This is a genomic window from Pseudomonas sp. 22490, assembly GCF_052044465.1.
In the GTDB taxonomy this organism is placed as follows: domain Bacteria; phylum Pseudomonadota; class Gammaproteobacteria; order Pseudomonadales; family Pseudomonadaceae; genus Pseudomonas; species Pseudomonas aeruginosa.
In genome coordinates this window covers 82,453-104,300 of record NZ_JBQENS010000021.1, presented here as the reverse complement: position 1 = coordinate 104,300, position 21,848 = coordinate 82,453, and the positions used below count along the sequence as shown (strand labels likewise).

18 protein-coding genes are annotated in these 21,848 nt (G+C 66.5%); 8 read left to right on the top strand and 10 right to left on the bottom strand.

What is annotated here, in order from left to right; genetic code table 11:
- Positions 1-31: 31 nt before the first annotated feature.
- The 7 genes from ACTJJX_RS22250 to ACTJJX_RS22220 all read right to left on the bottom strand — a co-directional run bounded on the left by ACTJJX_RS22250 (position 32) and on the right by ACTJJX_RS22220 (position 8,035).
- Complete coding sequence (locus ACTJJX_RS22250; protein WP_003106577.1) at positions 32-814, bottom strand: TenA family transcriptional regulator; 783 nt, start codon at positions 812-814, stop codon at positions 32-34.
- A gap of 74 nt (positions 815-888) precedes the next feature.
- Positions 889-3,345 (bottom strand): EAL domain-containing protein, encoded by a 2,457-nt coding sequence (locus ACTJJX_RS22245; RefSeq protein ID WP_023082712.1) that lies wholly within the window; start codon positions 3,343-3,345, stop codon positions 889-891.
- Positions 3,346-3,639: 294 nt separating this feature from the next.
- The gene (locus ACTJJX_RS22240) at positions 3,640-5,430 is read right to left on the bottom strand and encodes an ABC transporter ATP-binding protein (RefSeq protein ID WP_016851923.1); all 1,791 of its coding nucleotides are present in this window, start codon (positions 5,428-5,430) and stop codon (positions 3,640-3,642) included.
- A complete protein-coding gene (locus ACTJJX_RS22235) occupies positions 5,423-6,025 on the bottom strand; it encodes a DsbA family protein (RefSeq protein ID WP_003145641.1) in 603 nt (200 codons plus the stop codon). Before ACTJJX_RS22235 ends, ACTJJX_RS22240 begins: the two co-directional genes overlap by 8 nt.
- A 39-nt stretch (positions 6,026-6,064) precedes the next feature.
- The gene (gene trhO / locus ACTJJX_RS22230) at positions 6,065-7,003 is read right to left on the bottom strand and encodes an oxygen-dependent tRNA uridine(34) hydroxylase TrhO (RefSeq protein ID WP_003085861.1); all 939 of its coding nucleotides are present in this window, start codon (positions 7,001-7,003) and stop codon (positions 6,065-6,067) included.
- A 164-nt stretch (positions 7,004-7,167) separates the two neighbouring features.
- Complete coding sequence (locus ACTJJX_RS22225) at positions 7,168-7,473, bottom strand: BolA family protein (protein WP_003114234.1); 306 nt, start codon at positions 7,471-7,473, stop codon at positions 7,168-7,170.
- Between the two features lie 13 nt (positions 7,474-7,486).
- Positions 7,487-8,035, bottom strand: a complete 549-nt coding sequence (locus tag ACTJJX_RS22220) for a DUF2059 domain-containing protein (protein ID WP_003120754.1) — start codon at positions 8,033-8,035, stop codon at positions 7,487-7,489.
- Positions 8,036-8,202: 167 nt separating this feature from the next.
- On the opposite strand from ACTJJX_RS22220, the gene ACTJJX_RS22215 reads away from it, so the two are divergent.
- The 5 genes from ACTJJX_RS22215 (at position 8,203) to ACTJJX_RS22195 (ending at position 13,949) form a co-directional block, all read left to right on the top strand.
- A complete protein-coding gene (locus tag ACTJJX_RS22215) occupies positions 8,203-9,222 on the top strand; it encodes a DUF2804 domain-containing protein (protein WP_003109416.1) in 1,020 nt (339 codons plus the stop codon).
- Between the two features lie 128 nt (positions 9,223-9,350).
- Positions 9,351-10,745: a class II fumarate hydratase gene (locus tag ACTJJX_RS22210; RefSeq protein ID WP_003085854.1), complete on the top strand. Its 1,395-nt coding sequence runs from the start codon at positions 9,351-9,353 to the stop codon at positions 10,743-10,745.
- Positions 10,738-11,361, top strand: a complete 624-nt coding sequence (locus ACTJJX_RS22205; RefSeq protein ID WP_003114232.1) for an NAD(P)H-dependent oxidoreductase — start codon at positions 10,738-10,740, stop codon at positions 11,359-11,361. The genes ACTJJX_RS22210 and ACTJJX_RS22205 overlap by 8 nt, the downstream gene beginning before the upstream one ends.
- Before the next feature lie 279 nt (positions 11,362-11,640).
- Positions 11,641-12,810: a chitin-binding protein CbpD gene (cbpD, locus tag ACTJJX_RS22200; protein ID WP_003114231.1), complete on the top strand. Its 1,170-nt coding sequence runs from the start codon at positions 11,641-11,643 to the stop codon at positions 12,808-12,810.
- A 176-nt stretch (positions 12,811-12,986) separates the two neighbouring features.
- On the top strand, positions 12,987-13,949 hold the full coding sequence (locus ACTJJX_RS22195) for a threonine dehydratase (RefSeq protein WP_003114230.1): 963 nt from the start codon (positions 12,987-12,989) through the stop codon (positions 13,947-13,949).
- Between the two features lie 10 nt (positions 13,950-13,959).
- On the opposite strand, the gene ACTJJX_RS22190 is transcribed toward ACTJJX_RS22195, so the two are convergent.
- The 3 genes from ACTJJX_RS22190 to ACTJJX_RS22180 form a co-directional block, all read right to left on the bottom strand.
- Positions 13,960-14,379, bottom strand: coding sequence for an MAPEG family protein (locus ACTJJX_RS22190; protein ID WP_003085846.1), 420 nt, complete (start codon positions 14,377-14,379; stop codon positions 13,960-13,962).
- 253 nt (positions 14,380-14,632) lie between these two features.
- A complete protein-coding gene (gene trxB / locus ACTJJX_RS22185) occupies positions 14,633-15,583 on the bottom strand; it encodes a thioredoxin-disulfide reductase (protein WP_003114229.1) in 951 nt (316 codons plus the stop codon).
- A gap of 133 nt (positions 15,584-15,716) precedes the next feature.
- On the bottom strand, positions 15,717-16,316 hold the full coding sequence (locus ACTJJX_RS22180) for a peroxiredoxin (RefSeq protein ID WP_003085842.1): 600 nt from the start codon (positions 16,314-16,316) through the stop codon (positions 15,717-15,719).
- A gap of 184 nt (positions 16,317-16,500) precedes the next feature.
- Here ACTJJX_RS22180 and ACTJJX_RS22175 point away from each other — a divergent pair, with 184 nt between their 5' ends.
- The 3 genes from ACTJJX_RS22175 (at position 16,501) to cerN (ending at position 21,671) form a co-directional block, all read left to right on the top strand.
- Positions 16,501-18,456 carry a sensor domain-containing diguanylate cyclase gene (locus tag ACTJJX_RS22175; RefSeq protein ID WP_003115193.1) on the top strand — a complete coding sequence of 652 codons (1,956 nt, stop codon included), beginning with the start codon at positions 16,501-16,503 and terminating at the stop codon, positions 18,454-18,456.
- A gap of 84 nt (positions 18,457-18,540) precedes the next feature.
- Positions 18,541-19,281 carry a sulfate transporter CysZ gene (gene cysZ / locus ACTJJX_RS22170; RefSeq protein WP_016851924.1) on the top strand — a complete coding sequence of 247 codons (741 nt, stop codon included), beginning with the start codon at positions 18,541-18,543 and terminating at the stop codon, positions 19,279-19,281.
- Positions 19,282-19,658: 377 nt separating this feature from the next.
- On the top strand, positions 19,659-21,671 hold the full coding sequence (gene cerN / locus ACTJJX_RS22165; RefSeq protein ID WP_016851925.1) for a ceramidase CerN: 2,013 nt from the start codon (positions 19,659-19,661) through the stop codon (positions 21,669-21,671).
- The last annotated feature ends 177 nt before the right edge of the window (positions 21,672-21,848 follow it).

Below are 21,848 nucleotides of genomic sequence, written 5' to 3'. Positions count from 1 at the left end.
AGAACACGCCGGGATTCCGCTGCGCGCAAGACTACTCCGCGCCGACCGCGAGCTTGCGGGCGCTGCGCGCCTCCTCCAGCTGCATGCAGCGCTCGAGGAACAGGTACATGTAGTCGTAGCTCTTGCAGATCGCGTCGCGCAGTTGCCGGCGCAGCTCGGCGCTGGGATTGGTGCCGGCCAGGGTGCAGATGATCTCCAGCGCCTCCCAGGGGTGGGCATCGTCGTACTGGGCGTGGAGCTTGAGCCACTTCATGGCGCGCTTGCGGCCTTCCTTGGGGAAGGCGTTTTCGTAGACGCCGTTCGAACAGACCAGCGCCGACCACTCGCCGGTGACGCCTTCGATGGCGTAGTTGGTGGCGGCCATGGCCACCGCCAGTGAGTCGCTGGCGCAGGTGTGCCAGCACCAGTGGCTGAGCGCGTGCAGTTCGGCCGGCACGTCTTGCGCCTGGATCTCGGCCAGGCTCACGCCGTGGGCCTCGGCCCAGTGCAGCCAGTAGTCGGCGTGGTTGAGTTCGACCCGAATGTTGCGCATCAGCCAGCGGCGCGCCATGTCTTCGCCGGGATGGCGGGCGAAACGGGTCTTCAGCAGGTTCTGCGACATGTACAAGGGGAACTGCTCGACCACCGGCCAGCCGCCGATCAGGTACAGGCGCATCAGCGCCGGGCTCAGCTCGGCGTCGCGCATGCGCCGGTACAGCTCGTGACCGGAAACCCGGTCCTTGCTCGCCTGGCAGTCGACGATCAGTTGCTGCGCCCACTGCGGATAGCTTCCCGCCTCCTGCAAGGGGCCCGTACGGTCAAAGAACTCGCTCACACCCGTCTCCCTTCTCTTCTTGTCGGCAACGGCCTCATAGCAGCGAAACTACTCTTTCTTCGCCCCGCGGTCACCTACCGGAGGTTCTGTCCCAGGCTCGGCCACAGGCCTTGGGCATCCACTCCAGCCCCCGGAGGCTGGCGACTGAACGGCAGGGGCGCGCCGATGGCCAGGCCCTGGGCATAGTCGATGCCGATCTCGCGCAGCGCTTCCATGACTTCGACGGTCTCGACGAACTCCGCGATGGTACGTTTGCCCATCACGTGGCCGATATGGTTGATCACCTGGACCATGGCGCGATCGATGGGATCCTCGAGCATGTCCTTGACGAAGCTGCCATCGATCTTCAGGTAATCCACCGGCAGGTGCTTGAGGTAGATGAAGGACGACATGCCGGCGCAGAAATCGTCCAGGGAGAAACGACAGCCGGTGTCCTTGAGCTCGTTGATGAAGCGGATGGCGCTGGCCAGGTTGGCAACCGCCACGGTTTCGGTGACCTCGAAGCAGATCGTCTGCGGCGGAATGCGGTAACGGGCGAACAGCTCGGTGAGGAACTGCAGGAACGACTCGTCGCCGATGGTCGCGCCGGAGAGGTTGATGGCGCAGGTGCCGATCGGCTCGGCGCGAGGGTCCTGGGCGCGTTCGACAAGGGTGCGGAAGGCATTCTCCACCACCCAGCGATCGATCAGCGTCATCAGGCCGTAGCGCTCGGCGGCGGGTATGAAGCTCAGCGGCGGCACCAGGCGCCCGCCCTCGTCGCGCAGGCGCAGCAGCAGTTCGACGTGCAAGCCCTCCTCCGCACCTTCGCCCAGCGGCACGATGGGCTGGGCATAGAGACTGAAGCGGTCTTCCTCCAGCGCCAGGTGGATGCGCTGGACCCAGGTCATCTCGCCAAAGCGCATCGATAGTTCGACGTCGTCCTGATGGAACACCTGGACCCGGTTGCGGCCCTTTTCCTTGGCCATGTAGCAGGCCATATCGGCGGAGCGCAGCGCCTCCTCGAGGGTCGAGATACCCGGCAGCAGGTGCACCAGGCCAACGCTGACGGTGCAGTTGAACGGCTGCCCGCTCCAGGTGAAGTGCAGGTCCTGGATGGTCTTGCGCAGATGGTCGGCGATCTCCACGGCTTTTTCCGCCGGACAGTTCTCCAGCAGGATGCCGAACTCGTCGCCGCCCAGCCGCGCCAGCGTGTCGCCCTCGCGCAAGCCTTGCTGCAGCAGGGTACAGACCTGGCGCAGCAGTTCGTCGCCGGCGGCGTGGCCGCAGGTGTCGTTGACCAGCTTGAACTGGTCCAGGTCGAGGAACATCAGGGCGTGCCGCCCGCTGTTGCGCTCCAGGCGTTCCAGCGCTATCTGCAGGCGATACTCGAACTCGCGGCGGTTGGTCAGCCCGGTCAACGCATCGTGGGTCGCCTGCCAGGACAGGCGCGCCATGTACTGGCGCTCGCGGGTCATGTCGTGAAGCACCAGGACCACCCCGGTGATCTCGCCGCCACGGTGGATCGGCGCGCCCACCAGGGTCACCGGCACGCTGCTGCCGTCGTGACGCAGAACCAGCTTGGAATGCTCGCGACCGCCGTCGATCTCGCCGCTGAGGATCTGCTCGATCAGCAGCATGCCCTCCTCCCGCGAGCTTTCGTCGACGATCCGGAACAGCGACGCCAGGGGCAGGCCGCGGGCCTTGTCCAGCGTCCAGTTGGTCATCTGCTCGGCGGCCGGGTTGAGGTAGGAAATGCCCCCCTGGGTATCGGCGGTAATCACTCCGTCGCCGATCGAGGCCAGGGTGATCTGGGCCCGTTCGCGCTCGGCATCGAGGGCGTTCTCCACTTCCTGGCGCTGCGTCAGTTGCTGCCGGGTCCGCAGGAACGCCAGGAGGATGAGCACGCTGGCGGTGGTCAGGTTGGCCACCAGCAGCAGCCTGAGCAAGGCCCGCGAGCCCTCGCCGAGGGCGTCGCTGAAGGCCTTGGCCGCCGGCGTGACCTTCTCGTTGATCGCGTGGATCTCGGTCTTCCACTGTTGCACCTGCTCGGCGCTGGCCTGCCCGGCGCCGATGCCCGCGCGCATCTTGCCGGCGACGTCGATCAGTTCCATGACGTACTTGTCGCCCACCAGCCACAGCTCGATGGCGCGCTCGAAGTAACTGAAGTCGTGGAAGTTGCGGTACAGCCAGATGATCGCGGTAACGTCGTCGGCATGGTTGCCGCCCTTGAGGATGCCCTGGCGGGCCGCCTCGATGTCCGGGTCGGGCTGGTCCAGGGCAAGGCGCATCTCGCGGTCGCCGAGGGGGATCGCGATGGCCTCCTCGTAGCGGCGGAAGTCTTCGTCGGCGCGTGAGTCGGCATAGAGGGTGAGGTAGTAGATGGCATCCTTCTGGCCCTTCGACCAGAGGCTTTCGCCGCCGACATAGCTGCGCACTGCGGAGAGGACGTAGAGACTGCCGCCCGCCAGCATGGCCTGCAGCAGCACCACGACGATGAAGGGCCATACCAGGCCGAGCAGGCGGGGCTTGTCGAGAGTCCGGTTCTGCCTCATTCCATCTACCATTCAAACTGGCGCTAAGCGATCGGGCGCCGTCTCCGTCGCCCCTGACTGCATCACCTGTCGGCCGCTCAAGATCCCGTCGCAGAACTCCCGAGGCCTTGCCTGCCGGCAGCCACGACGCTGGAGGAGGCGGACACCTGGCAAACAGTAGGAGTCTAGTGGCTGTTTGCCGAACCTGCCCTGCACCTGGCGGAACAGACAGCGTTTTTTATTGCCGCAGCCAATAAAAACCGGATGTCTTATATGGAATATACGAGAAAAACCGCCAGGCGACAGCCTGGCGCCTCACATCTGTTGCAGATGTCCGTAGAGCCGGGCGTAGAGGCCGCCTTCGGCGATCAGTTGCTGGTGATCGCCGTCTTCGGCGATATGCCCGCCATCGAAGACCAGGACCCGGTCGGCCTGCTTCACCGCCGACAGCCGATGGGCCACGATCAATGTGGTGCGGCCTTCGAGGAAGTCCCCGAGCGCCTGGTGCAGGGCATACTCGGTAGCGGCGTCGAGGGCCGAGGTGGCCTCGTCGAGGATCACCACCTTGGGCTCGGCGAGGATCATCCGGGCGATCGCCAGGCGCTGCCGCTGACCGCCCGACAGGCGCACCCCGGAACGCCCGACCACGGTGTCCAGCCCCTGCGGCAGGCGCCGCACGCCGTCGGCCAACTGGGCGATCTGCAAAGCCCGCCAGCAGGCCTGGTCACTGCGTTCGCGGCCCATGGTCAGGTTGGCCCGCACGCTGTCGTTGAACAGCGCCGGATGCTGGAGGACCACCGCGACATGTTCGCGCACGCAGTCCAGGCCGATTTCCTCCAGGGGCACCCCGCCGTAGCGGATGCTGCCGCGCTGCGCACTGTAGAGGCCGAGCAGCAGTTGCACCAGCGTGCTCTTGCCGCCGCCGCTGGCGCCGACCAGGGCAACCTTCTCGCCGGCGCCGATGTTCAGGTCCAACTGCTCCAGGACCTTGTCCTCGCCGTAGGCGAAATCCAGCCCGCGCACCTCGATGCCAACGGTCGTGCGGCCGGCGAACGGATCGCGCAGCGGCGGGTAGCGCGGCTCGTCGGCCCGCGCCAGCAACTCGTTGATCCGCTGCAACGCGCCGCCAGCGGCGTAGTAGGCGTATTGCAGGCCGAGCAGCTGTTCGACCGGACCGATCATGAACCAGAGGTAGCTGAACACCGCGAGCATCTGGCCGATCGACAGGTCCGAGAGCAGCACGGTGAGCATCGCCGCGGCGCGGAACACGTCGATGCCGAACTGGAACAGCAGGCCGCTGGCGCGCCCGGCGGCGTCGCTCTTCCATTGCGAGGCCACGGCGTAGTCGCGGACCTCCTGGGCGCGGTGGCCGAGGCGGCCGAGGAAATAGCCCTGGCGATTGCCGGCGCGGACTTCCTGGATCGCCTCGAGGGTCTCGGTGAGCGCCTGGGTGAAGCGCGCGGTGCTGTCGTTCTCGAGCTTCTTGAGATGCTTGACGCGCTTGCCCAGCTGCACCGTGGACCAGATCACCAGCGGGTTGAACAGCAGGATCAGCAAGGCCAGCTGCCAGTGCATCCAGACCAGGATCGCGGCGGTGCCGAGCAGCGTCAGCAAGGCGACCAGGAAGCGGCTGAGGGTTTCCCCGACGAACTTGTCCAGGGTATCCAGGTCGGTGACCAGGTGGGCGCTGATCGACCCGCCGCCGAGGGTTTCGTATTCGCCCAGGGCGATATGCCGGAGGCGCTCGATCAGACGCAGGCGGATGCGGTAGACGATGTCCTTGGACAGCCGCGCGAACAGCTTCGCCTGGAGCACGTTGAATACCAGCGCCGCCCCCCGCAACAGAAGGGTCGCCGCCAACATCAGGCCGATGTAGCCGAACGCCACCTGCCAGTCGGCGGGCAACAGGCGGTCCATGAAACGCAGCGCGCCGTCACCCTTGCCGAGCAGCACTTCGTCCACCAGCAGCGGCAGCAGCAAGGGAATCGGCACGGTGCAGAGGGTGGCCAGCACCGCCACCAGGTTGGCGAACAACAGGGCTTTCTTGTGGCGCAGTGCGAGTCGACGAATCTCCGCCCAGCTCAGGCGGTCTCCGCGCTCACTCATGCCGGCCCCGTTCCAGCCAGCGGCCGAGCAAGGGTGAAAGTTCGGCAAGCGGCTGGTAGCCGTTGGTGAGCAACGCCAGTTGGCCGTTGCGTTCGGCCAGCAGGGTCGGGAACCCGGCGATGCCGAGGTCCTGGACCCAGGCGAAATCGGCGGCGGTGGCGTCACGCGCCTCGCCGCTGTCGAAGGCCGCGGCGAACTCGATGCGCGGAAGCCCCACCGCTTCCGCCAGGCCGGCGAGCACCGCCGCCTGGGTGACATCGCGACCCTCGGCGTAGAACGCCCGCTGGATCGCCCTTACCAGCGGCCAGGCGCTTTCCTCGTCGAGGCTGCGCGCCGCCACCAGGGCCCGGCAGGCCGGCTCGGTGTCATAGACGAAGCCTTCGGGCAACGCGTCGTCGAAGCGGAACGGCTGGCCGGTGGTCTGCTGCACGGTCTGCCAGTGGCCGAGGATGTAGCCGCGGGTATTCGGGTCGAGCGCCGCGCCGTGGCCGGCGCGCAGGCCACCGGCTACCAGGTGGAAAGCGACGCCGTCGGCGGCCGCCTGCCGGGACAGCGCCTCGGCGACCGGGGCGAAGCCCCAGCACCAGGAGCACATGGGGTCCATCACGTACAGCAGGCGGGCCTTGGCCAAGGTTCAGTTCTCCAGCGTGGACTGGCGCGGATCGCGACCGAGCGGGTGCGGCTGGTTGCGCTGCCGCGCCAGTTCGATCTGTTTCTGCCGCTCGCGGGCGCCGGCGCGGGTCTTCTCGCTCAGCGAGTCCCAGCAGTGCGGACAGCTGATGCCGGGCACGTAGTGCTCGGACTGGCGGTCCTCCAGCGAAACCGGGTTGCGGCAGGCGTGGCACTGATCGTACTCGCCCTCGCTAAGATCGTGGCGCACGGTCACGCGGTTGTCGAATACGAAGCAGTCGCCGCGCCACAGGCTCTGTTCCTGCGGCACCTCTTCGAGGTACTTGAGGATGCCGCCCTTGAGGTGGAAGACCTCCTCGAAACCGGCGCCGAGCATGTAGCTGGAAGCCTTCTCGCAGCGGATGCCGCCGGTGCAGAACATCGCCACCTTCTTGTGCCGCGCCGGGTCGTAGTGGGCCTTGATGTACTCGGGGAACTCGCGGAACGACCTGGTCTTCGGATCGACCGCGCCCTCGAAGGTGCCGATCGCCACCTCGTAGTCGTTGCGGGTATCGATCAGCAGGACTTCCGGATCGCTGATCAGGGCATTCCAGTCCTTCGCCTCGACATACTGGCCGACCTGCTTGTTCGGATCGACGCCAGGCACGCCGAGGGTGACGATTTCCTTCTTCAGCTTGACCTTGGTGCGGTAGAACGGCTGTTCGTCGCAGTAGGATTCCTTGTGCTCGATATCGGCCAGCCGGGGATCGCTGCGCAGCCAGGCGAACAGCGCATCGATGCCTTCGCGGCTACCGGAGACGGTGCCGTTGATGCCTTCCTCGGCCAGCAGCAAGGTGCCTTTCACACCGTTGTCGAGCAGGGTTTGCAGCAGGGGTTCACGCAGCGCCACGTAATCGTCGAGAGTCACGAACTTGTACAGCGCCGCCACGACGATGGATGTCATGGGGATATAGCCTCCAGGTGGTCGCCCGCGTAAAGGGCGGACCGGAACGAAAAGCGCCAGCCGCTGGCGCCATGGAAACGACAACGCCGGCGGAAGGCCGGCGCTGGGTGCGTAGTCTAGCGCAGCAGGGGCAGGCTCTGCACCCCGCCGCGACGGACGCCGTCTCAGGGTATGTCGTGCTTGCTCCCGCCGCGGCAGGTCGGCGAGGCCGGCACCGCAGCCTGGCTCCACTCCTCAGGGGTGAAGGTATGCAGCGCCAGGGCGTGGAACTCGCCCATCAACCCACCGAGGGTGGCATATACCTTCTGGTGCCGCTTCACCGCGTTCAACCCGGCGAACTGCGGGCTGACCAGCACCACCTTGAAGTGGGTCTCCAGCCCGCGGCTGTGCATGTGGCTCTCGTCGAGCACCTCGACGTGTTGCGGATCGAGGGGCTGCAGGGCGGTCTGGATACGGTCACGCATGCTCATCGCGAATCACGACTCACTTTTTCTTCTGGGCCGGCGCGGCGACGCCGAGTTCCTTGTCCATGTCGGCCATCAGCTTGTTCACCGGCTCGACGGCGCCTTGCAGCTTGGCCTGGGTCAGTTGGGCGGATTCGGCGGTCAGGCGCGGCATCTTCTCCAGCACCTTCTTGCCCAGCGGCGACTGGTAGAAGGCATTCAGGTCCTTCAGCTCGGACTCGGTGAAGTTGGTGGTGTAGAGCTTGATCAGCTCGGGCTTGATCTTGTCCCAGCCGATGGCGCGGTCCAGCTCGGCATTGGCCTTGGCCTGGTAACGCTCGAGAACCGCCTTCTTGCTCTCCGGCGCCTTGGCCTGGGCGAAGCGCTGGGCCAGCATCTGCTGCACCTGGGCATAGACCGGGACCGTCAGCTTGTCAGCATGGACCAGCTTGAGGAATTGCTCGGCCTGGCTGGCGGAATCGGCCATGGCCATGGAGCTGAGGCTGAGCAGCACGGCGCTGCCGATGAGGCGAAGACGGGTCATGGAAAATCCTTGAGGTTGGGTAGATGTGTCCGTGGGACCCGACATTCTGCGCCTAAGTTCGAAATCCGCTCAAGCGCGGCGCCGAATATCGGGAGAATCCTATCCGGCGCCCGCCCGCTCCATGCCGTCTACTATCAGTTCTGTAGTGGGTACTTGCCGCCTTCCTTCCGCAGCCGGCATGCTTGCGTCAGCCTGTCACATGGATGTGTTAGATGAACGGAACCGCCGCCGATACCCTCGCCGTATCGCCCCCGCCCCTGCGCAACCTCTGCGACAGCCACGGCCGGCTCGATCCCCGGGCGGTCGGCTGGTCCGCCCGGCCGCGGGTGCTCTGCCACATCCCCGGCCACTTCGGCCGGCGCAAGCGCTGGAACCACTGGTGCATCGTCAGCCCCGGCTGGATGCTCTCGCTGACCATCGCCGACCTCGACTACCTGACCTACGGCGCCGCCTATTTCCTCGACCTGGACAGCGGCCAGGCGGTAGCGCACACGCAGATCCGCTTCTTCGGCCTCGGCTGCCAGTTGCCCGACGAGCCGCAGGCCAGCCATGCCTTCGAGCATCCCCGCCTGCAATTGCGCTTCGACGAACAGCCCGGGCGCCTGCGCGTCACCGGCCAGGCCCCGGACCTCGGTGGCCTGCCGCTGGAGCTGGCGCTGGAAGTGCGACGACCGTCGCACCTGGAGTCGGTGAACCTGGTGGTGCCGATGGGCGAACACACCTTCCATGCCTGCAGCCGCCAGCTCGGCCTGCCGATCAGCGGCTGCCTGCAGCTCGGCCGCCGACGCTACGACTGCCAGGCGGGCCAGAGCTTCGCCGCGCTGGACTTCGGCCGCGGTGTCTGGCCGCTGCATACCTACTGGACCCGCGCCGCCTTCGCCGCCCCCGGCGGCATCGCCGGCAACTTCGGCACCGGCTGGACCGAAGCCAGCGACCTGCGCGAGAACGCCCTGTGGTTCGGCGGCAAGCTCAGCCGCGTGCTCGACGACGTGCACATCCGCGAGCCTCGCGACCCGCTGGCCGAATGGCGCCTGGACAGCGCCTGCGGTCGCGTCGAGCTGCTCTTCCGTCCCGAACAGCTGCACCAGGCGCGGCCCAGCGTCGGCCTGTTCTATGCCAATACCCGCCAGTGGTTCGGCCGTTTCAACGGCACCCTGCGCCACGACGACGGCGACTGCGTGCCGGTGGACGGCGCCCTCGGCTGGATCGGTTCGACCCGCGCGCGCTGGTGAGGCCGGCGGCGGGCAATCTATTTCCGACCCGCAGCGCGGCGAAAAATGCCCACGAGGAAGCGACGGCAGCGGAACCCAAGGCGGGAGCGAAGGCCTAAACTGCCGGATACGCACCCTGGAGAACACTCATGAGCCGGACCGAAACCGATAGCCTGGGCACCATCGAGGTGCCCGACGACGCCTACTGGGGCGCCCAGACCCAGCGTTCGCTGGAGAACTTCGCCATCGGCGGCCAGCGCATGCCGCTCGCCGTGATCCACGCCCTGGCGCTGATCAAGAAAGCCGCCGCGCGGGTCAACGACCACCTCGGCGAACTGCCGCCGGAAGTCGCCCGGTTGATCGAACAGGCCGCCGACGAGGTCCTCGCAGGCCGCCACGACGAGCACTTCCCGCTGGTGGTCTGGCAGACCGGCAGCGGCACCCAGACCAACATGAACGTCAACGAGGTGATCGCCGGCCGCGCCAACGAACTGGCCGGCAATCCGCGCGGCGGCAAGTCGCCGGTGCATCCCAACGACCACGTCAACCGCGCGCAGAGTTCCAACGACAGCTTCCCCACCGCCATGCACATCGCCGCCGCCAAGGCCGTGCACGAACAATTGCTGCCGGCCATCGCCGAGCTTTCCGGCGGTCTCGCCGAACAGTCGGCGCGGCACGCCAGCCTGGTCAAGACCGGGCGCACCCACCTGATGGACGCCACGCCGATCACCTTCGGCCAGGAACTCTCGGCCTTCGTCGCCCAGCTCGACTACGCCGAGCGCGCCATCCGCGCGGCGCTGCCGGCGGTCTACCAGTTGGCCCAGGGCGGCACCGCGGTGGGCACCGGGCTCAACGCGCCGAAGGGCTTCGCCGACGCCATCGCCGCGGAAATCGCCGCCGAATCGGGCCTGCCCTTCGTCGCCGCGCCGAACAAGTTCGCCGCCCTGGCCGGCCACGAGCCGCTGGTCATCCTCTCCGGCGCCCTGAAGAGCCTGGCGGTGGCCCTGATGAAGATCGCCAACGACCTGCGCCTGCTCGGCTCAGGCCCACGCGCCGGCTTCGCCGAGGTGAAGCTGCCGGCCAACGAGCCGGGCAGCTCGATCATGCCCGGCAAGGTCAACCCGACCCAGTGCGAGGCGCTGTCGATGCTGGCCTGCCAGGTCATGGGCAACGACAGCACGATTTCCTTCGCCGCCAGCCAGGGCCATCTGCAACTCAACGTGTTCAAGCCGGTGATCGTCTACAACCTGCTGGAGTCCATCCGCCTGCTCGCCGACGGCTGCCGCAACTTCAACAAGCATTGCGTCGCCGGCCTGGAGCCGGACGCCCAGCGCATGGCCGACCTGCTGGAGCGCGGCCTGATGCTGGTCACCGCACTGAACCCGCACATCGGCTACGACAAGGCCGCCGAAATCGCCAAGAAGGCCTACGCCGAAGGCACCACCCTGCGCGCCGCGGCGCTGCAGCTGGGCTACCTGGACGAAGCGCAGTTCGACGAATGGGTACGGCCGGAGCAGATGCTGGAGGCCGGCCACCATGGTTGAAACCGCCAAGACCGGCGCCACCCCGCTGGAAGGCGACGGCAAGCGCATCCTGCTGATCGTCGGCTCGCCCAAGCGCAAGAGCTTCTGCCACCTGCTCGCCGAATGCTACGCCCAGGGCGCGCGCAGCAAGGATCACGTGGTGCGCGAACTGAAGCTGGGCGAGCTGGCCTTCGACCCGATCCTCCACGAAGGCTACGAACAGAGCCAGGTGCTCGAACCCGACCTGCTGGAAGCGCAGCGGCAGATCCACTGGGCCGAGCACCTGGTGTTCGTCTACCCGGTCTGGTGGGGCGGCCTGCCGGCGTTGCTGCAGGGCTTCTTCGACCGCGTCCTGCAGCCGGGCTTCGCCTTCCGCTACCGCGGCACCCAGGACAAGGACTGGGAGCAACTGCTGGGCGGGCGCAGCGCCGACCTGCTGGTCTGCCACGACCAGCCGCTGTCGCGGCTGCGCTTCCTCAAGGGCCCGCCGGCGCACCGGCAGATGGTGCGCAGCGTGCTCGGCGCCTGTGGCATCGCCACCCGCCGCCTGGAAGAGTTCGCGCCGATGCGCAGTTCCAGCGAGGAACAGCGCCAGGGCTGGCTGCGTCGCGCCGAACAGCTCGGCAGCCAGGTCTAGTTCCCTTCCCGCCCGGCTGCGGCCGGGCGCGGACACTGATCGTTCTGACAGGTCCGCCACCTTCCCGCCGGCTTCCCTTCCCCGCCCCCATGGCGGCCCTTTGCCTGCCTCTACCGGCTCACAGTGCGGGTGCCGACCGCTTTGCATTCCGCAACATCCATCAGGAATGGGTAGCGAATCTGACCGGCCCGTCACATTTGGTAGGGACCTCAAACCGGCACCGAGGGCTAGGATCAGCCCGCTTCGAAATGAATCCGGTTCTGGAAAAAAGGACTTGTCATGAAACACTACTCAGCCACCCTGGCACTCCTGCCACTCACCCTCGCCCTGTTCCTGCCCCAGGCAGCCCATGCCCACGGCTCGATGGAAACGCCGCCCAGTCGGGTCTACGGCTGCTTCCTCGAAGGTCCGGAGAATCCCAAGTCGGCCGCCTGCAAGGCCGCCGTCGCCGCCGGCGGCACCCAGGCGCTGTACGACTGGAATGGCGTCAACCAGGGCAACGCCAACGGCAACCACCAGGCGGTGGTCCCCGACGGCCAGCTCTGCGGCGCCGGCAAGGCACTGTTCAAGGGCCTGAACCTGGCTCGCAGCGACTGGCCCAGCACTGCCATCGCGCCGGACGCCAGCGGCAACTTCCAGTTCGTCTACAAGGCCAGCGCGCCGCACGCGACCCGCTACTTCGACTTCTACATCACCAAGGACGGCTACAACCCCGAGAAGCCGCTGGCCTGGAGCGACCTGGAACCCGCGCCGTTCTGCTCGATCACCAGCGTCAAGCTGGAGAACGGCACCTACCGGATGAACTGCCCGCTGCCCCAGGGCAAGACCGGCAAGCATGTGATCTATAACGTCTGGCAGCGCTCGGACAGCCCGGAAGCCTTCTACGCCTGCATCGACGTGAGCTTCAGCGGCGCCGTCGCCAACCCCTGGCAAGCGCTGGGCAACCTGCGCGCGCAGCAGGACCTGCCAGCCGGTGCTACCGTCACCCTGCGTCTGTTCGATGCCCAGGGCCGCGACGCCCAGCGTCACAGCCTGACCCTGGCCCAGGGCGCCAACGGTGCCAAGCAATGGCCGCTGGCGCTGGCGCAGAAGGTCAACCAGGACTCCACCCTGGTCAACATCGGCGTGCTGGATGCCTACGGGGCGGTCAGCCCGGTGGCCAGCTCGCAGGACAACCAGGTCTACGTGCGCCAGGCCGGCTACCGCTTCCAGGTCGACATCGAACTGCCGGTCGAGGGCGGCGGCGAGCAACCGGGCGGCGACGGCAAGGTCGACTTCGACTATCCGCAAGGCCTGCAGCAATACGACGCCGGGACCGTAGTGCGCGGTGCCGATGGCAAGCGCTACCAGTGCAAGCCCTACCCGAACTCCGGCTGGTGCAAGGGCTGGGACCTCTACTACGCCCCGGGCAAGGGCATGGCCTGGCAGGACGCCTGGACCCTGCTGTAACGCCCTCGACTGCCGCCCGCTCCGGGCGGCAGTCGTTTTCGCCGCCAGGCACCCGCCGCGAGACGGCGAATCCGCGCAACGGTACAGTCCCCCGGCGAAACCCTGGCTACGTGTGCCTGTTCAATCTGCCGTGCGCTCCCTAGGCTGGTCCGACCACCAGCACGGGGAAACCACGCATGCCTTTTTCTCTCGCCGCCCTCCAACAGGCCGCCGCCATCGTCCACCAGAGCCTGCCGCCGACGCCGCAGATACGCTGGCCGCTGCTATGCGAGGCACTGGGTTGCGAAGTGTGGATGAAGCACGAGAACCACCTGCCGGTGGGGGCCTTCAAACTGCGCGGCGGCCTGGTGTATTTCCACCACCTGGCGCACCAGGGCGAGCGGCCGGCCGCCGTGATCAGCGCGACCCGCGGCAACCACGGCCAGTCGGTGGCCTTCTCGGCGAGCCGCTACGGCATCCAGCCGATCATCGTCGTGCCGCACGGCAACAGCCGCGAGAAGAACGCGGCGATGCGCAGCCTTGGCGCGGAGCTGATCGAGCATGGCGAGGACTTCCAGGCCTCCCGCGAATACGCCGCCGAGCGCGCCCGGCGCGAAGGCCTGCACCTGATTCCGGCGTTCCATCCCTGGCTGGTGGCCGGGGTCGCCAGCTACAGCCTGGAGTTGTTCGCCGCGCTGGCCGACCTTGACGAAGTCTACGTGCCGATCGGTATGGGTTCGGGCATCTGCGGCCTGATCGCCGCGCGCGACGCGCTGGGCCTGAAGACCCGCATCGTCGGCGTGGTGTCCGCCCATGCGCCGGCCTACGCCCTGTCGTTCGAGGCCGGCACGGCGATCAGCCACCCGGTCGACACCCGCCTGGCCGACGGCATGGCGTGCAGTACGCCGGACCCGAGCGCGCTGGAAATGATCCTGGCCGGCGCCGATCGCCTGGTGCGGGTCAGCGACAGGGAGATCGGCGCGGCCATGCGCCTGTGCTTCACCAGCACCCACAACGTCGCCGAGGGCGCCGGGGTGGCGGCGCTGGCCGCCGCCTGGCAGGAGCGCGAGCGCCTGAAGGGGCTGAAGGTAGGCCTGATCCTCAGCGGAGCGAACGTCGACCGCGAGGTATTCGCCGAGCAACTGGCCGCCGGCGACTGAGCCGGCGCCGCTAGGCCAGCCCCGCGAGGAGCAGCAGCCACCAGGCGAGCACCAGCAACTGCACGAAGAAGCCGGCAAAACGCAGCCAGACGAACAGCGCGGAGGTGCTGACCAGGTGCATCAGCGACTGGAACAGCCGGGCGCCGAGCACCAGCGGCGCCAACGGGTCGGTCAGGCTGCTCTGCCCGCTGGCGATCGCGTAGAGCAGCGCGCCGGCCAGCAGCGGCAGGTTCTCCACGCAGTTGGCATGGACTCGCACCAGCCGCTGGCCGAAACCGCCAGGCGTGTTGCTGCCATCGGCGGCGAAGGCGTTCACCGCCATCCGCCCGCCGAGTACCAGCAGGCCGCGCTGGCTGACCAGCAGGAAGACCAGCAACAGGGTCCAGGCGATCAGGCCGAGCAGGCAGATCGCGCTAGGGCTGAGAAACATGGATGACGCTCCTTCTATTGTGTTGTCGTGGGAAGGATGAAGCGTCTGGATTCTAGGCCGGCTAGAGCAATTGCTCTATTCGCAGTCCGCCGTCCTTAAGTCGTGTTCTGCCGGCACGCCGCTCGGCCCCGATGTACGCCGTCGGCGGATGCGTAACCGGACGACCCACTGCCCGCGGCCTTCCGAACGGACAAAGAAAAGCCCCGCCGAAGCGGGGCCTTCCTTGCACGCAGCACTCAGGGCTGTCTTCTCATCAGAGCGAATCGAGATAGCGCTCCACATCCAGCGCGGCCATGCAGCCGGCGCCGGCCGAGGTGATCGCCTGGCGGTAGACGTGGTCGGCCACGTCGCCGGCGGCGAACACACCCGGTACGTTGGTCGCGGTGGCGTTGCCTTCGCGCCCGCCGTTGACCACCAGGTAGCCGTCCTTCAGGGCCAGTTGCCCTTCGAACAGCGAGGTATTGGGAGTATGGCCGATGGCGACGAACATGCCATCCACGGCGATCTCCTCGCTGCCACCATCGCGGGTCTTCAGGCGCACGCCGGTGACGCCCATCGTGTCGCCAAGCACCTCATCGACCTCGGCGTTGAGCTTGAGCACTATCTTGCCTTCGGCGACCCGCGCCTGCAGCTTGTCCTGGAGAATCTTCTCGGCGCGGAAGGTTTCGCGACGATGCACCAGGGTCACCCGGCTGGCGATGTTGGCCAGGTACAGGGCCTCTTCGACAGCGGTATTGCCGCCGCCGATCACCGCCACTTCGCGGTTGCGGTAGAAGAAACCGTCGCAGGTGGCGCAGGCCGACACGCCCTTGCCCATGAACGCCTGCTCCGACGGCAACCCCAGGTAGCGCGCGCTGGCACCGGTGGCGACGATCAGTGCGTCGCAGGTGTAGGTGCCATTGTCGCCGCGCAGGGTGAACGGCTTGCCGGCCAGGTCCACGGCATGAATGTGGTCGAAGACGATCTCGGTCTCGAAGCGCTCGGCGTGCTCCTGCATCCGCTGCATCAGTGCCGGGCCGGTCAGGCCGTGGGGATCGCCCGGCCAGTTGTCGACCTCGGTGGTGGTGGTCAACTGGCCGCCGGCCTGCATGCCGGTGATCAGCAGCGGCTTGAGGTTGGCGCGCGCGGCGTAGACAGCCGCGCTGTAACCGGCGGGACCGGAACCGAGGATGATCACTCGGGCGTGGCGGAGGGTATCGGGCATCTCGTCGGACTCCTGCCGACATCAGCGTCGGCGCGAATAAAAACGGGGCCACCAAAGCACATGGGGAAGGCTTGGAAGGAGCGGTCGCCCCGGGAAAAGGTCGGCCGGGCACACTTCGCGCCCGGCATCGGGATCACAGTGCCTCGGCGTTCTCGGCCAGGTACGAGGCCACGCCCTCGGCGCTCGCCTTCATGCCTTTCTGGCCCTTGCGCCAGCCGGCCGGGCAGACCTCGCCGTGTTCCTCGGTGAACTGCAGGGCCTCGACCAGGCGCACCATCTCATCCACCTCGCGCCCCAGCGGCAGGTTGTTCACCACTTGGTGCTGGACCACCCCGGCGCGGTCGATCAGGAACGAAGCACGCAAGGCCACGCCGTCCTCGTGCTCGATGCCGTAGGCGCGGGTGATCTCGTGCTTGACGTCGGCGACCATGGTGAACTCGACCGCACCGATGCCGCCCTTCTCCACCGGCGTGCTGCGCCAGGCGTGATGGGTGAACTGCGAGTCGATGGAGACACCGACCACCTCGACGCCCAGCTCGCGGAACTTATCCATGCGGTTGTTGTGGGCGATGATTTCCGAGGGGCAGACGAAAGTGAAGTCGAGCGGCCAGAAGAACAGTACGACGTACTTGCCGCGCAGGCTGGAAAGCTGGAAGGCATCGACGATGGAACCGTCGCCGAGGACCGCGGCGGCAGTGAAATCGGGGGCTTGCTTGTTGACCAGTACGCTCATCGCGAGGCTCCTAGAAGGTTGGGTTGCGCCCGGCGACGCCAGGCTCCCGGAAGAATATGCAGCGCAGGTTACCCAGCCACGACGATGCATTGAAATGTCGAATTTCAATTCGCACGATAGAGTCAGCCTATGCTCTCAACCTGCGGCTAGACTCATGCTGTCGCCCATTACCCGTCCTCACCGCATGCCCCTACGCACACGCCTGCTCTGGCTGTTCCTGCCGTTGCTGGCCGCCAGTCTCGGCGGTATCTGGCTCTTGTCGGAAAGCATCCTGCTGAGCCGTTTCGACCGAGAGGACCAGCAACGCCTGCAAGAGGGCGCCACCGTCCTGCACAACCGGCTGGACTTCGAGTTGAAGCGCCACCTGGACATCGTTCGCACCTACGCCTGGTGGGATGCCAGCTACGACTTCATCCAGCGCCCCAACGAGACCTTCGAACAGGAAAACCTCGACCACGAGATGCTCGACGACCTGGGATTCGACTTCGTCCTGTTCCTCGACGACCGGGGTCACCTGCAACTGAAGCAGTGGTCCCCGCCCGCGCCCGACCAGCGCGTGCTCTTCGGCGCCCCCTCGGCGAGCGACCAGGCCCTGCTCGAGGCACTGCAGCAACGCGCCATCCGCCTCGGCGCGCTGGACTTTCGCGGACGCACCGACCACAGCCTGAGCGAGCTGCTGCTGGTCGACAACCTGCCGACCCTGCTGGTCAGCGTGCCTATCAGCAACAACCAGGGTAGCGCGCCGGCGAAGGGCGCGATCCTCGCCGGCTACTTCCTCGACCGGGAACGCCTGGCCAACCTCCGCGAACAGATGCAGGCCGACCTGCAACCGATGCCCAACATCGCCACCGACTCCACCTGGAAGCCGCTGCGCAGCCGCAGCGGCAGTACCCACAACCAGGCCCTGCTCAGCCCACGGCGGTTCATCGGCGAACATGTCCAGCAGGTCTCGGTGCAGTACCTGAGTTCCAGCGGCGAGCCGCAGCTGCGCTTCGACATCACCAAGAAACGCCTGCTCTACATCCAGGGCGAGAAGGCCATCAACTTCTTCCTCGGCGCCTCCCTGCTGGTCGCGCTGGGCGCTTTCCTGGTCGGCTACCTGGCCCTGGAGCTGTGGGTCCTGCGCCGGGTCCAACGGCTCAACCGGGAGGTCGCCGAAGTCGGACGCAACGCCCACTCGATACGCCTGAGCGACTTCGGCAACGACGAGCTGGGACAACTGGCGGGCGAGATGAACCAGATGCTCGAGCGCCTGGAACACAGCGAGGCGCGCGACCGGGCGATCCTCCAGTCGATGCGCGACGGCTACTTCGAAATGGACGTCGACGGCGTGATCCTCACCGTCAACCCCGCGCTCTGCCAACTGCTCGGCCAGACGCGCGAAACGCTGATCGGCCATCCCTACTACGAACTGCTCGGCGAAGACGACCTGGCGCGTGCCCGCCAACCCTTCCAGCGCGCCATGCAGAGCGGCGCAGGCAAGACCTTCGCCATCCCCCTGCAGCGCGCCGACGGCAGCCTCGGCTACTTCGAGGCCACGGTTTCGCTGATCCACGACCTGCAGGGCGAACTACGGGGCTACCGCGGCATCGTCCGCGACGTCAGCGACCAGATCGCCTACCAGCAGCAATTGCTGGAAATGGCCTACCGCGACCCGCTGACCGGCCTGGGCAACCGCAAGGCCTTCGACGAACAGCTCGGCCAGGCGTTGCTTCGCGCCGGCTCCGGCGGAAGCGAACTGGCGCTGCTGTACCTGGACCTGGACCGCTTCAAGGAGGTCAACGACCGCTTCGGCCACGACATCGGCGATGCCCTCCTCAGGACCGTCGCCGAACGGGTACGCAGCACCCTGCGGCAGCCGGACAAGGCCTACCGCCTGGGCGGCGACGAATTCGCCGTGCTCCTCGAGGACAGCCAGGAAAACAATCCGCAGCGCCTCGCAGAACGCCTGCTGGCGGCGCTGGTCCAACCGATCGCGCTGAATGGCGAACGCATCGACTTCGTCACCCCGAGCATCGGCATCGCTCTCTACCCGCGGCATGCCGGCGATGCCGAAGGACTGGTCCGTGCCGCCGACAGCGCCATGTACGAGGCCAAGCGCCAGCGCAACCACTATTGCCTGTACCAGGCGCCAGCCTGAAATGCGCGGTCAAACAGGCTCTGTCGCGGGCTTTCGCCAGTCTGCTAAGGTTTCAGCCCGCATCCCATCGGAGAACCATTCCCTATGCCAGCCCTGAGCGGCCCGCAATACCTCGGCGAAGGCCTGAAGCTGATCATGCGTCCCGGCCTGCGCCTGTTCGTGCTGATCCCCCTGACCCTCAACCTGCTGGTGTTCGCCCTGCTGATCGGCTTCGCGATGCAGCAGTTCAGCCACTGGGTCGACCTGCTGATGCCCAGCCTGCCCGACTGGCTGAGCTTCCTGCAGTACATCGTCTGGCCGTTGTTCGTCCTGCTGGTGCTGGTGATCGTGTTCTTCACCTTCACCATGGTCGCCAACATCATCTCCGCGCCGTTCAACGGCTTCCTCTCGGAAAAGGTCGAGGTGGTGGTTCGCGGCCGCGACGACTTCCCGCCGTTCAGCTGGGCCGAACTGCTGGCGATGATCCCGCGCACCATGGGTCGCGAGATACGCAAGCTCGCCTACTTCCTGCCGCGCGCGCTGGTGCTGCTGGTGCTGAGCTTCGTGCCCGGGGTCAACCTGATCGCCACGCCGCTGTGGATCCTCTTCGGCATCTGGATGATGGCGGTGCAGTACATCGACTATCCGGCGGACAACCACAAGCTCGGCTGGAACGAGATGCTCGCCTGGCTGCGCAGCAAGCGCTGGGCGTGCATGGGTTTCGGCGGGGTGACCTACCTGGCGCTGCTGATCCCGCTGGTCAACCTGGTCATGATGCCCGCCGCCGTCGCCGGCGCCACCCTGTTCTGGGTCCGCGAGGAAGGCGAGAAGGCGCTGGTGAAATAAGCATGCGCCCGGTGTCCGCTGTCGGCATTGTCAGGCGGGCGTCAGCACCCTGACAGCCGGCGTCGGGCACACTACGAATGCCCTCGGGAGCGTCGGCGCAGGCCGCAGCCGAGACCTGCGCCAGCCCTTGCAGACCGGCTCGACGCTGCCGAACCGACTGGCCGCCGGTGCCTCCCCACGCAGGCGGCCTTTTTTTACCCGCCTGCCTTGCCGTCCATGCAGGATGGCCGGCGCTCACCCCCTTCCTGTCCGCTACGCCCCCCTCGACTCCACCACCCTGGCACTACAGTGGCAACCAGGCGAAGCAGGCTCCGGCCCGCTTTCGATGACCACCGTCCCCAGCCCGCCCAGCGGCGGAAAACAAGAAGAGGGTCGCCATGTCACGTTCCGCATTCACCGCGCTCTTGCTGTCCTGCGTCCTGCTGGCGCTCTCCATGCCTGCCAGGGCCGACGACCTGCCCTACCGCTTCGGCCTGGGCAAGGCGGACATCACCGGCGAAGCCGCCGAAGTCGGCATGATGGGTTACTCCTCCCTCGAACAGAAGACCGCCGGCATCCACATGCGCCAGTGGGCGCGTGCCTTCGTGATCGAGGAAGCGGCCAGCGGACGTCGCCTGGTCTACGTCAACACCGACCTGGGGATGATCTTCCAGGCCGTGCACCTGAAGGTCCTGGCCCGGCTCAAGGCGAAGTACCCCGGTGTCTACGACGAGAACAACGTGATGCTCGCCGCCACCCACACCCACTCCGGTCCGGGCGGCTTCTCCCACTACGCGATGTACAACCTGTCGGTGCTCGGCTTCCAGGAAAAGACCTTCAACGCCATCGTCGACGGCATCGTCCGCTCCATCGAGCGGGCCCAGGCCAGGTTGCAGCCCGGCCGCCTGTTCTACGGCAGCGGCGAGTTGCGCAACGCCAGCCGCAACCGCTCGCTGCTGTCGCACCTGAAGAATCCGGACATCGTCGGCTACGAGGATGGCATCGACCCGCAGATGAGCGTGCTCAGCTTCGTCGACGCCAACGGCGAGCTGGCCGGCGCGATCAGTTGGTTCCCGGTGCACAGCACCTCGATGACCAACGCCAATCACCTGATCTCCCCGGACAACAAGGGCTACGCCTCCTATCACTGGGAGCACGACGTCAGCCGCAAGAGCGGTTTCGTCGCCGCCTTCGCCCAGACCAATGCCGGCAACCTGTCGCCCAACCTGAACCTGAAGCCCGGCTCCGGTCCCTTCGACAACGAGTTCGACAACACCCGCGAGATCGGTCTGCGCCAATTCGCCAAGGCCTACGAGATCGCCGGCCAGGCCCAGGAGGAAGTGCTCGGCGAACTGGATTCGCGCTTCCGTTTCGTCGACTTCACCCGCCTGCCGATCCGCCCGGAGTTCACCGACGGCCAGCCGCGCCAGTTGTGCACCGCGGCCATCGGCACCAGCCTGGCCGCCGGTAGCACCGAAGACGGTCCAGGCCCGCTGGGGCTGGAGGAAGGCAACAATCCGTTCCTCTCGGCCCTTGGCGGGTTGCTCACCGGCGTGCCGCCGCAGGAACTGGTGCAATGCCAGGCGGAAAAGACCATCCTCGCCGACACCGGCAACAAGAAACCCTACCCCTGGACGCCGACGGTGCTGCCGATCCAGATGTTCCGCATCGGCCAGTTGGAACTGCTCGGCGCCCCCGCCGAGTTCACCGTGATGGCCGGGGTGCGGATCCGCCGCGCGGTGCAGGCGGCCAGCGAAGCGGCCGGTATCCGCCATGTGGTCTTCAATGGCTACGCGAATGCCTATGCCAGCTACGTCACCACCCGCGAGGAATACGCCGCCCAGGAATACGAAGGCGGCTCGACCCTCTACGGCCCCTGGACCCAGGCCGCCTACCAGCAGTTGTTCGTCGACATGGCGGTGGCGCTGCGCGAACGCCTGCCGGTGGAAACCTCGGCGATAGCGCCGGACCTGTCCTGCTGCCAGATGAACTTCCAGACCGGAGTAGTGGCCGATGATCCCTATATCGGCAAGTCCTTCGGCGACGTGTTGCAACAACCCAGGGAAAGTTATCGCATCGGCGACAAGGTGACCGTCGCTTTCGTGACCGGACATCCGAAGAATGACTTGCGCACCGAGAAGACTTTCCTGGAAGTGGTGAATATCGGCAAGGATGGCAAACAAACGCCCGTGACCGTTGCCACCGATAATGACTGGGATACTCAATACCGCTGGGAGAGAGTGGGTATATCTGCCTCGAAAGCGACTATCAACTGGTCCATTCCACCAGGGACCGAGCCCGGCCATTACTACATCAGGCACTACGGCAACGCGAAGAACTTCTGGACCCAGAAGATCAGCGAAATCGGCGGCTCGACCCGCTCCTTCGAGGTACTCGGCACCACTCCCTAGCGGGCTCCAGCCAAGGTTGCGAGATTCGCCAGCCAACTTTATGACGCATGAAAGTCGTCAAATAAAATGTGATTTAAAACACATGAACAAGTGACCTTTCATTCAGCCGACAAGGGCATGGAACTCCATTTCCATGCCCTTTGTTTTTATCCCGAAAAACTTCTCAAGTTGTCGCTC

Coding starts and splice junctions, on each gene's coding strand:
- ACTJJX_RS22245 (WP_023082712.1), bottom strand. CDS start 3,345: ATGAGGCAGAACCGGACTCTCGACAAGCCCCGCCTGCTCGGCCTGGTA.
- ACTJJX_RS22240 (WP_016851923.1), bottom strand. CDS start 5,430: ATGAGTGAGCGCGGAGACCGCCTGAGCTGGGCGGAGATTCGTCGACTC.
- ACTJJX_RS22235 (WP_003145641.1), bottom strand. CDS start 6,025: ATGTGCTCCTGGTGCTGGGGCTTCGCCCCGGTCGCCGAGGCGCTGTCC.
- trhO (WP_003085861.1), bottom strand. CDS start 7,003: ATGACATCCATCGTCGTGGCGGCGCTGTACAAGTTCGTGACTCTCGAC.
- ACTJJX_RS22225 (WP_003114234.1), bottom strand. CDS start 7,473: ATGAGCATGCGTGACCGTATCCAGACCGCCCTGCAGCCCCTCGATCCG.
- ACTJJX_RS22220 (WP_003120754.1), bottom strand. CDS start 8,035: ATGTCGGGTCCCACGGACACATCTACCCAACCTCAAGGATTTTCCATG.
- ACTJJX_RS22215 (WP_003109416.1), top strand. CDS start 8,203: ATGAACGGAACCGCCGCCGATACCCTCGCCGTATCGCCCCCGCCCCTG.
- ACTJJX_RS22210 (WP_003085854.1), top strand. CDS start 9,351: ATGAGCCGGACCGAAACCGATAGCCTGGGCACCATCGAGGTGCCCGAC.
- ACTJJX_RS22205 (WP_003114232.1), top strand. CDS start 10,738: ATGGTTGAAACCGCCAAGACCGGCGCCACCCCGCTGGAAGGCGACGGC.
- cbpD (WP_003114231.1), top strand. CDS start 11,641: ATGAAACACTACTCAGCCACCCTGGCACTCCTGCCACTCACCCTCGCC.
- ACTJJX_RS22195 (WP_003114230.1), top strand. CDS start 12,987: ATGCCTTTTTCTCTCGCCGCCCTCCAACAGGCCGCCGCCATCGTCCAC.
- ACTJJX_RS22190 (WP_003085846.1), bottom strand. CDS start 14,379: ATGTTTCTCAGCCCTAGCGCGATCTGCCTGCTCGGCCTGATCGCCTGG.
- trxB (WP_003114229.1), bottom strand. CDS start 15,583: ATGCCCGATACCCTCCGCCACGCCCGAGTGATCATCCTCGGTTCCGGT.
- ACTJJX_RS22180 (WP_003085842.1), bottom strand. CDS start 16,316: ATGAGCGTACTGGTCAACAAGCAAGCCCCCGATTTCACTGCCGCCGCG.
- ACTJJX_RS22175 (WP_003115193.1), top strand. CDS start 16,501: ATGCCCCTACGCACACGCCTGCTCTGGCTGTTCCTGCCGTTGCTGGCC.
- cysZ (WP_016851924.1), top strand. CDS start 18,541: ATGCCAGCCCTGAGCGGCCCGCAATACCTCGGCGAAGGCCTGAAGCTG.
- cerN (WP_016851925.1), top strand. CDS start 19,659: ATGTCACGTTCCGCATTCACCGCGCTCTTGCTGTCCTGCGTCCTGCTG.